Annotated in this window: 12 protein-coding genes; 6 read left to right on the forward strand and 6 right to left on the reverse strand. The window is 69.1% G+C overall.

All coding sequences use genetic code 11. The features are described 5' to 3' along the window. Positions 1-23 precede the first annotated feature (23 nt). From DIE23_RS07735 to DIE23_RS07755, 5 genes are all read left to right on the forward strand, one after another. Positions 24-1,256 (forward strand): efflux RND transporter periplasmic adaptor subunit, encoded by a 1,233-nt coding sequence (locus DIE23_RS07735; RefSeq protein ID WP_124611576.1) that lies wholly within the window; start codon positions 24-26, stop codon positions 1,254-1,256. A 5-nt stretch (positions 1,257-1,261) separates the two neighbouring features. Beyond that, on the forward strand, positions 1,262-2,767 hold the full coding sequence (locus DIE23_RS07740; RefSeq protein WP_124611709.1) for an efflux transporter outer membrane subunit: 1,506 nt from the start codon (positions 1,262-1,264) through the stop codon (positions 2,765-2,767). A 21-nt stretch (positions 2,768-2,788) separates the two neighbouring features. Beyond that, the gene (locus DIE23_RS07745; protein WP_124611577.1) at positions 2,789-3,484 is read left to right on the forward strand and encodes a heavy metal response regulator transcription factor; all 696 of its coding nucleotides are present in this window, start codon (positions 2,789-2,791) and stop codon (positions 3,482-3,484) included. Further along, a complete protein-coding gene (locus tag DIE23_RS07750) occupies positions 3,481-4,929 on the forward strand; it encodes a heavy metal sensor histidine kinase (protein ID WP_124611578.1) in 1,449 nt (482 codons plus the stop codon). Before DIE23_RS07745 ends, DIE23_RS07750 begins: the two co-directional genes overlap by 4 nt. A 95-nt stretch (positions 4,930-5,024) precedes the next feature. Next, positions 5,025-5,621: a LysE family translocator gene (locus DIE23_RS07755; RefSeq protein ID WP_124611579.1), complete on the forward strand. Its 597-nt coding sequence runs from the start codon at positions 5,025-5,027 to the stop codon at positions 5,619-5,621. Positions 5,622-5,732: 111 nt separating this feature from the next. On the opposite strand, the gene DIE23_RS07760 is transcribed toward DIE23_RS07755, so the two are convergent. Further along, positions 5,733-6,581: an AraC family transcriptional regulator gene (locus DIE23_RS07760; RefSeq protein WP_124611580.1), complete on the reverse strand. Its 849-nt coding sequence runs from the start codon at positions 6,579-6,581 to the stop codon at positions 5,733-5,735. A 160-nt stretch (positions 6,582-6,741) separates the two neighbouring features. Here DIE23_RS07760 and DIE23_RS07765 point away from each other — a divergent pair, with 160 nt between their 5' ends. Next, positions 6,742-7,536, forward strand: a complete 795-nt coding sequence (locus DIE23_RS07765; protein ID WP_124611581.1) for an SDR family NAD(P)-dependent oxidoreductase — start codon at positions 6,742-6,744, stop codon at positions 7,534-7,536. Between the two features lie 21 nt (positions 7,537-7,557). Here the strand turns inward: DIE23_RS07765 and DIE23_RS07770 are convergent, their stop codons facing one another. The 5 genes from DIE23_RS07770 to DIE23_RS07790 all read right to left on the reverse strand — a co-directional run bounded on the left by DIE23_RS07770 (position 7,558) and on the right by DIE23_RS07790 (position 12,756). Further along, positions 7,558-7,932: a hypothetical protein gene (locus tag DIE23_RS07770; protein WP_124611582.1), complete on the reverse strand. Its 375-nt coding sequence runs from the start codon at positions 7,930-7,932 to the stop codon at positions 7,558-7,560. A 223-nt stretch (positions 7,933-8,155) separates the two neighbouring features. Next, entirely contained in the window at positions 8,156-9,226 is a 1,071-nt protein-coding gene (locus DIE23_RS07775) for an AI-2E family transporter (protein WP_124611583.1), read from the reverse strand. A 161-nt stretch (positions 9,227-9,387) separates the two neighbouring features. Next, positions 9,388-10,497, reverse strand: a complete 1,110-nt coding sequence (locus DIE23_RS07780) for an NADH:flavin oxidoreductase/NADH oxidase (RefSeq protein ID WP_124611584.1) — start codon at positions 10,495-10,497, stop codon at positions 9,388-9,390. A gap of 144 nt (positions 10,498-10,641) precedes the next feature. After that, a complete protein-coding gene (locus tag DIE23_RS07785; RefSeq protein ID WP_124611585.1) occupies positions 10,642-11,328 on the reverse strand; it encodes a type 1 glutamine amidotransferase domain-containing protein in 687 nt (228 codons plus the stop codon). A 414-nt stretch (positions 11,329-11,742) separates the two neighbouring features. Continuing rightward, positions 11,743-12,756 carry a substrate-binding domain-containing protein gene (locus DIE23_RS07790; RefSeq protein ID WP_124611586.1) on the reverse strand — a complete coding sequence of 338 codons (1,014 nt, stop codon included), beginning with the start codon at positions 12,754-12,756 and terminating at the stop codon, positions 11,743-11,745. Positions 12,757-12,933: the final 177 nt, after the last annotated feature.

Raw genomic sequence — 12,933 nt, forward strand, 5'->3', positions numbered from 1 at the left:
ACCCGGTTGAATTGGTTGAATTCATGGAAGAGAAACATCACAGCTCCGTCGGCATCCAGGTGGACGAACACGGCATGCACCTGCCGACGCGCGCGTCGGTGTCGCGGCGCGGGCGGGTCGTACTGATCGTGATCGGCGTGCTGCTGGCCGCGGGCGCCGCGCGCACGATCGTCGTCAACGTGCTGAACCGCGGCCGGCTCGACGCGGTGGCCGAGCAGAACACGCGCCAGTACGTGAACGTCGTGCATCCGGTCGATGCGGCCACCGGCGGCAAGCTGACGCTGCCCGGCACGCTGCGCGGCTTCGTCGAGGCGCCGATCTATGCGCGTGCGAGCGGCTACGTGCTGCGCTGGCAGGCCGACATTGGCGCGCACGTGAAGCAGGGGCAGCTGCTCGCCGAGCTCGACACGCCCGAGCTGAACCAGGAACTCGCGCAGGCCACCGCGCAGCGCCAGCAGGCGCAGGCCGCGCTCGCGCTCGCGAAGACGTCGTTCGACCGCGCGCAGCAGCTGCGCCAGCGCGATGCAGTGTCGCAGCAGGAACTCGACGACCGCCAGGGCGCGTTCAACCAGGGCACCGCGAATCTCGCGGCGGCCGACGCGAACATGCGCCGGCTCACCGAACTGAAGGGCTTCCAGCGCATCGTCGCGCCGATCGACGGAATCGTCACGCAGCGCAACGTCGACGTCGGCGACCTCGTCAGTTCCGGCAACGCCGGTCGCTCGTTGTTCACGGTGGTGCAGGCCGACCGGCTGCGCCTCTACGTGCAGGTACCGCAGGCGTACGCGCAGCAGATGAAGGTCGACCAGCACGTGAGCGTCTCGCAGGCCGAACTGCCCGGGCAGACCTTCGACGGCACGATCACGCGCACGTCCCAGGCGATCGACGTCGCGACGCGCTCGCTGCAGATCGAGATCACGCTGCCGAACCCGGACGGCCGGCTGCTGCCCGGCGCGTACGTGCAGGCGACGCTGCCGATGACGCCGGTCGGCCGCCTGCAGATTCCGGCCAACACGCTGCTGTTCCGCGCGGAAGGACCGACGGTCGCGACCGTCGACGCCAACGGCCGGGTGCGCCTGAAGGCGGTGACGATCGCGCGCACGATCGGGCAGACGCTCGAAGTCGACGGCCCGCTCACGCCGAACGACCGCCTCGTCGCGAACCCGAGCGACGCGCTCGCGAACGGCGACACGGTCGTCGTGCAGGCGCCGCCCGTCGCGAAGCCGGCCTCCGCGGCCGCGGGAGCGAAGTCGTGAGCGCGATGCGCGCCCGCCTGTACCCCCCGGCCGTCGTGGCCGTCGTCGCGATCGCGGCGCTCGCCGGCTGCACGGTCAGCCCCGACTACCGGCGCCCCGCCGTCGAGACGCCGGCCGCGTGGCGGCTCGACCCGGCCGACGCGTACTGGCACCCGGCCGCGCCGGCCCGTGCGCCGCTCGATCCGGCCTGGTGGACCGCGTTCGGCGACACGCAACTCGACGCGCTGGAAGCCGACGCGTTGCGCAACAACCAGAACCTGAAGGCCGTCGCCGCGCGCTACGACCAGGCGAAGGCGACGCTCGCGTCGGTCGCATCCGCGCAGTATCCGGCCGTCGGCCTGAACGCGAGCGGCCAGCGCTTCAAGATCTCCGCCGACCGGCCGCAGACCAACTACGCGACGAAGAGCATGTCGACCGTGCAGAACGAGATCCAGGTCGGCGCGAGCGTCAGCTATGAACTCGACCTGTTCGGCCGCGTGCGGCGCAGCGTCGAATCCGCGCAGGCCAGCTCCGAGCAGGCGCGCGACGATTTCGCGAACGCGCGCCTGGTGCTCAGCGCCGATCTCGCGTCGAGCTACTTCGCGCTGCGCGAGCTCGACACCGAGATCGACGTCGTCAGGCGCTCGATCGACCTGCAGCAGAAGGCGCTCGACTATGTGAGCGCGCGCCACGACCTCGGCGCGGTGTCCGGCCTCGACCTGCTGCAGCAACGCTCGCAGCTCGATGCGACGCGCACGCAGGCGCAGTTGCTGATCCAGCAGCGTGCGCAGGTCGAGACGGCGATCGCGACGCTGGTCGGCACGCCGGCCCCCGCGTTCTCGCTGCCGTCGCGCGTGGTGCCGATCAACGCGCCCGCGCTGCCGACCGGGCTGCCGAGCGACCTGCTGCAGCGGCGGCCCGACGTCGCGTCGGCCGAGCGCGCGATGGCCGCAGCGAACGCGCAGATCGGCATCGCGCGCGCCGCGTATTTCCCGCGCATCGCGCTGTCGCCGGACATCGGCTGGGACGCGACGCGCTTCTCGGGCCTGTTCACCGTGCCGGCGCTGCTGTGGTCGGTCGGCGCGTCGGTCAGCCAGCCGCTGTTCGAAGGCGGCAAGCTGAAGGCCGGCGTCGATTTCGCGCAGGCCGGCTACGTGGCCGCGCAGGCCAATTACCGGCAGACCGTGCTCACCGCGTTCCAGGAGGTGCAGAATGCGGTGACGGGCCTGTCGGTGCTGGCGCAGGCCGCGCAACAGGCATCGGCGGCCGTCGACGACGCGCGCAAGCTCGTGTCGCTCGCGCAGGACCGCTATGCCGGCGGCCTGACGCCATTCATCGACGTGCTGACGGCCCAGCAGCAGTTGCTGACGAGCGAGCGCCAGGCCGTGCAGATCCAGGGCCAGCGCGCGGCGCTCGTCGTGTTTCTCGCGAAAGCGCTCGGCGGCGGCTGGGACGGCGGCGCGACGGGCGGCACGGCGCCGACCGACGTCGCGGCGGCCGGCCCGCAGCCCGCCACGCGCATCGCCCCCTAACCCGGTTACGCGAACAAGCCCATGAAAGTCCTGATCGTCGAAGACGAACCGAAAGTCGTCGAATACCTGAAGAGCGGCCTCACCGAGGAAGGCTGGGTCGTCGACACCGCGCTCGACGGCGAAGACGGCGCGTGGAAGGCCGTCGAATTCGACTACGACGTGGTGGTGCTCGACGTGATGCTGCCGAAGCTCGACGGCTTCGGCGTGCTGCGCGCGTTGCGCGCGCAGAAGCAGACGCCCGTGATCATGCTGACCGCGCGCGACCGCGTCGACGACCGCGTGCGCGGGTTGCGCGGCGGCGCCGACGACTACCTGACCAAGCCCTTCTCGTTCCTCGAGCTGATCGAACGGCTGCGCGCGCTCACGCGCCGCGCGCGCGTGCAGGAATCGACGCTGATCTCGATCGGCGACCTGCGCGTCGACCTGATCGGCCGCCGGGCGACCCGCGACGGCACGCGCCTCGACCTGACCGCGCAGGAATTCCAGCTGCTCGGCGTGCTCGCGCGGCGCAGCGGCGAGGTGCTGTCGAAAACGACCATCGCCGAACTCGTGTGGGACGTGAACTTCGACAGCAACGCGAACGTCGTCGAGACGGCGATCAAGCGCCTGCGCGCGAAGCTCGACGGCCCGTTCGCGGAGAAACTGCTGCATACGATCCGCGGCATGGGCTACGTGCTCGAGGCGCGCGAGGACGGCGACACGGAGCGGCACGCATGAAACGCTCGATCACCCTGCGCCTGTCGGCGATGTTCGGCATCGTGTCGCTGCTCGTGTTCACGCTGGTCGGCTGCGGGCTGTTCGTGATGATGGAGCGCCAGTTGTTCGCCGAACTGCGCGCGACGATCGACACGCGCGCGAAGGTCGCGCAGATGATCGTGTCGCACGCGACCACGGCCGCGCGCGGCCGCCTGATGCAGGAAAAGCTCGCCGACCTCGAACCGCCCGACGGGTCGACGCGCTACCAGGTCGAGAGCCCCGACCCCGACTTCCGCTTCGGCCATCCGGTCGACGGCGTGCCCGTCGGCGAACCGTTCGGTGCGTTCCAGCAGTACGCGCTCAACCACAGCAGCTACGACGTGATGACGAAGACCGTCCCGATCGCAGGCAGCGGCGAGCGCCCCGACCTGAAGCTGATCGTCGCGTCGTCGTGCGAGCGCACGCAGCGGATGCTGCGCCATTTCGTATGGACGCTCGCCGCGCTGATCGCGATCGCCACCGTGATCACGCTGCTGCTGGGCCGCGCGGTCGCGCGCTTCGGGCTCGCGCCGCTCGAACGGCTGTCGCAGGACGCGGCGGCCATCAGTGCCACCAACCGCCGCCAGCGGCTGCAGACCGACGCGCTGCCGACCGAGTTGCGCGATCTCGCCGCATCGTTCAACGGCGCGCTAGAGCGCATCCAGCAGACCTATGCGCGGCTCGAGGCGTTCAACGCGGACGTCGCGCACGAGTTGCGTACGCCGATCAGCATCCTGATCGGCCAGACCCAGGTCGCGCTGACGAGCCGCGACCGTTCGGTCGACCGGATGCGCCAGACCTTGCAGTCGAACCTCGAGGAGTTCGAACGGTTGCGCGTGATCATCAACGACATGCTGTTCCTGTCGCGCAGCGATCGCGGCGAACGCGCGACCGACCTGAAGCACGTGTCGCTCGCCGACGAAGTGCGGCGCATGCTCGACTTCCTCGAGATTCCGCTCGACGAAGCGCAGCTGCGCGCCGAACTGCACGGCGATGCGCACGCGGCGGTCGACCCGTCGCTGTTCCGCCGCGCGATGACCAACCTGCTGATCAACGCGATCCAGCATTCGGCGCCGGGAGAGACGCTGAACGTGACGATCACGCCGCGCGACACGCTCGTCGACGTGTCGGTCGCGAACCCCGGCGAGCCGATCGATCCCGCGCAGCGCTCGCACGTGTTCGAGCGCTTCTACCGGCTCGAGGAAGCGCGCGCGAACAGCAAGGAAAACCACGGGCTCGGGCTGTCGATCGTCAAGGCCGTCGCGGAAATGCACGGCGGCAGCGTGTTCGTCGCATGCTCGGGCGGCCTCAATACATTCGGTTTTTCGGTGTCGACGCAACCGTCCAGCGGCAGCCCGTCGCGCGCGGCCGATGCCGGCGACCCGCACGCGCAGCGGCCGGCGCCTGCGCCGCGCGCGTTGCACTGACGGCGGCCCCACCGCCGAGGGCAGTTTTCTTCAATACGGACACGCGCGCCTTCTTTAGTCTCGATGCGACTTTGACATTCGCATGGAGGCAACAGATGAGCATGCTGGTTTCGATGGCCGCGTTCGCGCTGGCGTCGTCGATCACGCCCGGTCCCGTCAACATCGTCGCGCTCAGCGCGGGCGCACGCCACGGTCTCGGCGCAAGCTTGCGCTATGCGGCCGGCGCGACGCTCGGCTTCGTCGCGCTGTTCCTGCTGATCGGCCTCGGGCTGCATGCGGCGCTCGCGCGCTGGCCGATGCTGACCACCGCCACCCAATGGGCGGGGATCGCGTTCCTGCTTTACCTCGCGCTGCGGCTCGCGCTCGACGACGGCCGGTTGTCGGCCGCCCCGGATGCGCCGAACGTCGCCGGCCCGTCGGCCGCGGCCGGCGCGGCGATGCAGTGGCTGAATCCGAAGGCGTGGCTTGCGTGCGTGGCCGCGATGGGTGCGTATGCGGCCGACGGCGACCGCGCGCAGGTGTGGCAATTCGCGGCACTGTATCTGGTGATCTGCTTTGCGTCGATCGCGTGCTGGGCGTATGCGGGTGCGTCGCTGCGGCACCGACTCGCGAATGCGCGGCGGATGCGGCTATTCAACCGCGCGATGGCACTGCTGCTCGCGGGTAGCGCGCTTTATCTGCTCGATATCTAGCGCTGGCGCTGCGACGCGCGTTGTTACGGCAGGTGCCACCGGCGGGCGATGATGCAACGCGTCGACGCCGTGCGGTGTGCGGCGTGCGCTGCCGCCCCGCCCGTTCGCCGCTCAACACGCGGCGCTTCGATATTGCCCCGGCGTGGCGGCCGCGATGCGCCGGAACGCACGCTGGAAATGCGCCTGGTCCGCGAAGCCCGCATCGAGCGCGACGTCGGCGATCGGCCGGCCGCGGCGCAACTCCGCGCGGCCGTACTGCACGCGACGGTCGATCAGGAACGCATGCGGCGTCATCCCGTAACGGGCGTTGAACGCGCGGATCAGGTAGGACGGCGACAGGTCGGCGGCCGCGCAGATCGCATCGAGCGTGACGGCCTGACGGCAGTGCGCGGCGATGTAGTCGGCCGCCCGCGCGAGCTTCGCGTTGTCGGCTCCGCGCCGCACGGCGCCGGGCAACTCGCGATCGAGCGCGCCGTGCAGCCGCGTGAAGAATTCGACCGCCGCACTTTCCTTGCCGAGCGGATCGACGCCAGGCGCCACGAGCGTGCGGTAAAAGCCGCCGAACTGCGCGAACAAATCGCGCCGTTCCGTCAACTTCGGCGAAAACCCGTGAAAATCGCTGTTCGGATCGCGCCCGAGCGAATGCTGCAGACGCGCGAGCCACGGCACGTCCACGTAGACCATCCGGTACGCCCATGCGTCGGGTCCGTACGGATTGCACGCATGCACCTGTTCCGGATCGATGATCACGAGCACGCCGCGCCCGACATGTTCCTTCGTCGCGCCGTTCAGGTAGGTGCTCGTGCCGCCGACGATCGCGCCGAGCGAAAACGTGTCGTGCGTGTGCTTCGCGTAGCAGATCGTCCGCCCATCGTCGACGGTGCGCGCCTCGATGAACGGCAGCGCGGCGTCGCGCCAGAACGGCGACGGCACGGCGAGGGGGTTGGCGGAACGGCTCACGCGACGGGCTCCCGGATCGGACGGCGAACGCACACCGTACAAGACTGCGCGGCGCGATGCAACCGTGAGCCGGCGCTTCTCGGCCGGATCGCCTAAGCTTTGAATTCGGCCGCCGCGGCACACGCGGTGGGTTCCGTTCCCTCTTCCACCCGGTACGCTCATGCACATCGATCTGACAGGCAAGACCGCGGTCGTCACCGCTTCCACCGCCGGCATCGGGCTGGCGATCGCCGAAGGGCTCGCGCACGCGGGCGCACGCGTCGCCGTCAACGGACGCAGCGACACGTCGGTCGAAGCCGCGCTCGCGCTGCTGCGCACCGCGGTACCCGGCGCGGACGTCGACGGCGTCGCCGCCGACCTGTCCGACGCCGCCGGCGCCGCGCGCATCACGCAGCACACGCCGGACGCCGACATCCTCGTCAACAATGCGGGCATCTACGGGCTGAAGGCATTCTTCGACATCGACGACGACGAATGGACGCACTACTTCCAGATGAACGTGATGTCCGGCGTGCGCCTCGCGCGGCACTACCTGAAGGGCATGCTCGCGCGCAACACGGGCCGCATCGTGTTCATTTCGTCGGAATCGGGGCTGAACATCCCGGTCGACATGATTCACTACGGGTTCACGAAAACCGCGCAACTGGCGATCGCGCGCGGGCTCGCGAAGGTCGCGGCCGGGACTAACGTGACGGTCAATTCGGTGCTGCCGGGGCCGACGATGTCGGAAGGCGTGCGGGCGCTGCTGAAAGCGACGGCCGACGAAACGGGGCGCAGCATCGACGACGTCGCGGTGGATTTCGTGCGCAGCCAGCGCGCGAGCTCGATCATCCAGCGGCCGGCGACGACGGAGGAAGTCGCGAATCTCGTCGTGTACGTGTGCTCGCCGCAGGCCTCGGCGACGACGGGCGCGGCGTTGCGCGTCGACGGCGGGGTGGTCGATACAATCGCTTGACGGCGCGGAGCAGGCGCGGCGCTATCGGGAAGCGGCCTTGTCCGGCTGGAGCGTGCCCTTGCGATCGGCGTCCATGCAGGTATCGAAGCCGTGTTGCGTGACGGCGCCGGCGCTGTCGAACACGACGAAGTAAGCCCGGTGATCGTTGCCGTGCTCGATGAAGTAGTTGTAGCAGACGCCGCTGCCGTTGCGGACCATCCACACGCTGCGCGGGTTGCCGCCGGCGCGGACGACGTCGGCGCGCGTCGCGCCGTGCCGCGACGCGGCCCTCGCCAGCGGCGTGCGCGAATACGAGAACGGCAGCCACGAGTCGAACCACGCGCAGCCGTGCAGCATCAGGCAGCTGGCGGCCAGGGACAGCGTCGCGGCGGGACGGGACATCGAAATCAATCGCATGCTGGGTGAAATCTGCTGCGCCATGCCGGCGTGATCGAAAGCCCCATGCTACTAGACCTTTGGGTCCGGATCGAAAAGAAATGTAGAGACTTGTGTCCGACGCCCTGCTCGACGCGGTCCGGCACGCGTCCGATCGTTGCGAAGCGTTGCGTCACCGCGCGGGCTCGCGCACGCGTCAATGCCGTTGCACCGATGATTTGAATCGGCGCGACGGTCAGCATCGTCAAGCGACCCATTCGGTCCACAGCATCGTCAGCACCGTCATCAGCGCGGGGCCGACAAACAGCCCGATCAGCCCGAACGTCTCGGCGCCGCCGAGGATGCCGAACAGCACGAGGAGGAACGGCAGGCGGGTCGAGCTGCCGATCAGCACCGGCCGCACGAAATGCTCGGCGACGAACACGACCACGAAGCCGAGCACCAGCACCACGACGGCCCACGCGGTCGCACCCTGCACGAACAGCCAGAGCGCCGCGCCGCAAAACACGATCGGCGCGCAGAACGGCAGCATCGCGGCGACGGCCGTGACGAGGCCGAGCAGCGCCGCATGCGGGACGCCTGCGAGCGCATACGCGACACCGAGAATGGCACCCTCGCCCAACCCGACGACGACCAGCCCCGTGACCGTGCCGTACACGGCCGCGACCATCCGTTCGATCAGATCCGCGCCGCCGCGCCCGAACGCGCGCCGCGCGCCCTGCAGCAACGCACCCGACAACTTGTGGCCGGCCCGCATGATCACGAACAGCGTGACCAGCATGAAGCCGAACTCGAACAACCCATGCGCGAGCTTCGTGCCGAACTGCCGGCCGAACGCGATGAACTTCTCGCCGCTCGCGCCATGCATCGCGGTGCCCGCGTGCAACGGATGACCGAGATTGGCCTGCCACCACTCGGTGACCTGCGCGGCACCGTACGGCAACCGGCTGACGACGTCCGGCAGCGGAATGCCGTTGTCCTGGATCGAATGCAGCCAGATGCGCAGGTCGTGCGCCTGCGAGATCGCCTGTCCCAGTGCGATCGCGACCGGCAGCACGACCAGCAGCGACACGCCCGCGGTGATCGCGGTCGCGATCAGGGTCGGCCGGTCGCGAAACCAGCGGTCCGATTCGAAACGTTCCAGCAACGGCCACAACGCGATCGCGATCACGCATGCCCACGCGATGGCGGGAAGGAAATCGCGGATCACCCACAGCGCGAGCACCAGCAGCGCCGCATACAGCACGGCGCGGGCGATCTGCTGCGCGCGCGGCCGCGCGGCGGAATCCTGGGACGGCGAGACATGTGCGCGCATGGCACCTCGGTCGAAATGAAAAAATGGCGATTCGTGCAGGCCGGAAGCCTGTACGAACCGCCATTCTATCCATCGGCGCCGCAACGGCATGCGCACACAGTGCCAAGCATCGTCAAATGCGTGCCGCGAACGCCGCGCCGCCGCACGGTGCAATGCGTGACTCAGGCCACCTTGTCGGCGACGCGGTAGCGTTCGAGCCAGTGCGCGTACGGCGCGGGCAGCGTCCACGACGGACGCTCGACGCCGAGCTGCTTGGCCGCGTAGTACGGCCAGTGCGGATCGGCGAGATGCGCGCGGCCGACCATCACGAGGTCGAGCTGCTGCTCGGCGACGACGCGCTCGGCGAGTTGCGGCGTGTCGATCCCCCAGGCGGACGACACCGGCAGGCCAGCCTCGCGGCGCACGCGTTCCGCGATCGGCGCGAGGAACGCCGGGCCCCACGGAATCCGCGCGTCGGGCGTCGAGAAGCCGACGGACACGCTCAGCATGTCGAGCCCTTCCTGCTTCATCCGCTGCGTGAGCGCGATCGATTCGGCGAGCGTTTCCTCATCGCGGCCGTCGTATTCGATCACGCCGAGACGCGCGGTCAGCGGCAAGTGCTCCGGCCAGACCTGGCGGACGGCCTTCAGCGTGTCGACGAGGAAACGGCCGCGGTTTTCCGCCGAACCGCCGTACGCGTCGTCGCGCTGGTTCGCATGCACGGAGAAGAAGCTCTGGCCGAGGTAACCGTGCGCGAAGTGCAGTTCGAGCCATTCGAAACCGAGATCGCGGGCGCGCTTCGCCGACGCGACGAAGTCGGCCTGCACACGGGCGATGTCGTCATGCGTCATCGCGCGCGGCGTCTTGGGCAGGTGCGCGCCGAACGGCACCGCCGATGGGGCAATGGTCTGCCAGCCGCGCGGATCGCCGTCGGCGATGTGGTCGTCGCCCTCCCACGGACGGTTCGCGCTCGCCTTGCGGCCCGCATGCGCGATCTGGATGCCCGGCACCGAGCCGGCCGCCTTGATCGCCGCGACCGACGGCGCGAACGCCTCGGCCTGCGCATCAGTCCACAGCCCGGCGCAACCCGGCGTGATGCGGCCTTCCGGCGACACGGCCGTCGCCTCCGCGATCACGAGGCCCGCGCCGCCGCGCGCGATGCCGCCCAGGTGCACGTGATGCCAGTCGTTGACGACGCCGTCTTCGGCGACGTACTGGCACATCGGCGGCACCGCGATGCGGTTGCGCAGCGTGACATCCTTGAGTTTGAACGGTTCGAACAGGGCAGACATCCACCACTCCTTTGCTTGGTTCTACGAAACGACTGGATGACCCGCCGCGCGGTGCGCACGGCGGAACGATTCGGGCCGTCGCCGGGACGGTTGCGCCCGACGACGGATACGGCCCGGCGCGGGTCTTGCCGGCGCCGGGTCGACTTACCGGCGGCCGAGCTGCGCGAGCAGCGCCTCGGCCGCGGGTTCCGACGACGCGGGGTTCTGCCCCGTGATCAGCAACCCGTCGGTGACGACATGCGGCGCCCAGTCGGCGCTGCGCTCGAACTGCGCGCCGTTGGTCTTCAGCATGTCCTCGACGAGGAACGGCACCACTTCCGTCAGTTCGACGGCCGCTTCCTCGCTGTTGGTGAAGCCCGTCGCACGCTTGCCGCGCACGACCGACTCGCCGGTCTTCGGGTCCTTCACGTGGCGCAGCACGCCCGGCGCGTGGCACACGGCCGCGACCGGCTTGCCGGCCGACAGCGCGCGCTCGATCAGGCCGATCGAATGCAGGTCCTCGGCGAGGTCCCACAGCGGGCCGTGCCCGCCCGGGTAGAACACCGCGTCGTAATCGTCGACCGACACGTCGGCCAGCTTGCGCGTGGCGGCCAGTTCGGCCTTGGCCGCCGGATCCGCATCGAAGCGGCGCGTCGCGTCGGTTTGCGCGGTCGGATCGCTGCTTTTCGGGTCGAGCGGCGGCTGGCCGCCCTTCGGCGACGCGAGCGTCAACTCGACGCCCGCATCCTTGAACGCGTAGTACGGCGCGGCCAGTTCCTCGAGCCAGAAGCCGGTTTTCTTGCCGGTGTCGCCGAGCGTGTCGTGCGAGGTCAGGACAACCAGAATCTTCATGATCGGACACTCCTTCGAAATGGGGGAACGGAGCCGCGTCGCGGCAGCGGCCAGCGTGACGCACGCCGCGTGCCGGCGACGACGGCGCGCCTGCCGGTTAGGCCGCTGGCGCGCGTCAATGTGCCGGCTCCGTACCGAAAATATTGTCCAAGCCTATTAGACCAGTCGTCTAGAAGAGGCTCGAAAAAAACGACGGCATCTCCTGCACGATCAGCATCGCAGCGCGATATGGCATTTTCGCGTCCGGGATGCGCGTCAGGAACGACGTCGCATTCATGAGGCTGGATGATAGCCCTGGATTAGACCGGTCGTCTAGAACCCGGTATTCAGCCCTTCCGCCGTCATGGCTTTTGCGGCGGAGCGCATCCCGCAACGTCCATTGCCGATCGCACCCCGCGCGCGCCGCCGCATCGCTTAGCCGCGCGGCGGCCCGTCCGTGTCGCCGGCCTCGACCACCGGCATCTCGAGCCGATGGCCGCGGGAGCCGTCCGCGAGCAGCCCCAGCATCAGGTCCGCCAGCGCACGCCCCGTCGCGTGTCCGGTCGGTTGCACCACGGCCGTCACGCGATGCGGATGGGCGATCTCCGGCGGCACACCGTCATAGACGATCAACGACATGTCGCGCCCCAGGCGCAAGCCGCTGTCGACCAGCGCGCGGAACGCGCCGCCGCCCGCGATGTTGTTGTCGACGAGCAGCGCCGTCGGCCGCTCGGCCCGCGCGAGCAATGCCTGAACGCCCTGCTGCCCACCGTCGCGCGTAAACGGACACTCGACGAGCAGCGCCGGGTCGGGTTCGATGCCGGCTTCGTGCAGCGCGGCGAGATAGCCGGCGCGACGCTGCATCGCGAAATTGAGCGACAGCGGCGCACTGATCATCGCGATGCGGCGATGGCCGAAGCCGATCAGGCGCCGCACCGCATCCCGTGCGCCCGCTTCGTTGTCGAAATCGAACCATGCGTAGGGCTCGGCGGCTTGCGTGCGGCCATACGCGACGTACGGAAACGCATTCGACCGCAGGTACGCGAGGCGCGGATCGTCGACCAGCGTGCGTGCGACGATCAGCCCGTCGACGAGCTTGCCGTCGACGAGCCGTCGATACGTGTCCAGTTCGGCGTTCGGCCGCGCGGACGCGATGATGAAATCGAGATTGCGCTCGGCGAGCCGCTCGGTGATGCCCGCGACGACCTCCCCGAAGCGCGGATCGCCGAGATCGCCCGCGCCGAACGGATACACGATGCCGATCGTATCGGCTCGCCCGGTCGCCAGCCGCCGCGCGGTCGGATCCGCGACATAGCCGAGTTCGCGCGCGGCCTTCATCACGCGTTCGCGGGTCGCCTCGCTCACGTCGTCATAGCCGTTCAGCGCGCGACTGACCGTCGTGCGCGACAGTCCGAGCGCGTCCGACAGCGCCTTCAGATTCACCTTCACGTCGCTCCTCGCGTTGTGTTTTCCATCCGTTCGAGCCGGTTTGAGGCAATTATTTCCGAATGGTAGTTATTACCGTCAAATATTTATCTTTTGACGTCCAAACCGGTTTGAAATAGCATCCGAACCGGTTTGGACATCGATGCCACCGTCAGTCGTTCCCTCTCACCGTCAACGGAA

Source organism: Burkholderia sp. Bp9143, assembly GCF_003853645.1.
Taxonomy (GTDB): Bacteria; Pseudomonadota; Gammaproteobacteria; order Burkholderiales; family Burkholderiaceae; genus Burkholderia.

Bases quoted from the DNA above. Each gene is read 5' to 3' on its own strand.
- DIE23_RS07735 (WP_124611576.1), top strand. From the start codon at position 24: ATGGAAGAGAAACATCACAGCTCCGTCGGCATCCAGGTGGACGAACAC.
- DIE23_RS07740 (WP_124611709.1), top strand. From the start codon at position 1,262: ATGCGCGCCCGCCTGTACCCCCCGGCCGTCGTGGCCGTCGTCGCGATC.
- DIE23_RS07745 (WP_124611577.1), top strand. From the start codon at position 2,789: ATGAAAGTCCTGATCGTCGAAGACGAACCGAAAGTCGTCGAATACCTG.
- DIE23_RS07750 (WP_124611578.1), top strand. From the start codon at position 3,481: ATGAAACGCTCGATCACCCTGCGCCTGTCGGCGATGTTCGGCATCGTG.
- DIE23_RS07755 (WP_124611579.1), top strand. From the start codon at position 5,025: ATGAGCATGCTGGTTTCGATGGCCGCGTTCGCGCTGGCGTCGTCGATC.
- DIE23_RS07765 (WP_124611581.1), top strand. From the start codon at position 6,742: ATGCACATCGATCTGACAGGCAAGACCGCGGTCGTCACCGCTTCCACC.
- DIE23_RS07770 (WP_124611582.1), bottom strand. From the start codon at position 7,932: ATGCGATTGATTTCGATGTCCCGTCCCGCCGCGACGCTGTCCCTGGCC.
- DIE23_RS07775 (WP_124611583.1), bottom strand. From the start codon at position 9,226: ATGCGCGCACATGTCTCGCCGTCCCAGGATTCCGCCGCGCGGCCGCGC.
- DIE23_RS07780 (WP_124611584.1), bottom strand. From the start codon at position 10,497: ATGTCTGCCCTGTTCGAACCGTTCAAACTCAAGGATGTCACGCTGCGC.
- DIE23_RS07785 (WP_124611585.1), bottom strand. From the start codon at position 11,328: ATGAAGATTCTGGTTGTCCTGACCTCGCACGACACGCTCGGCGACACC.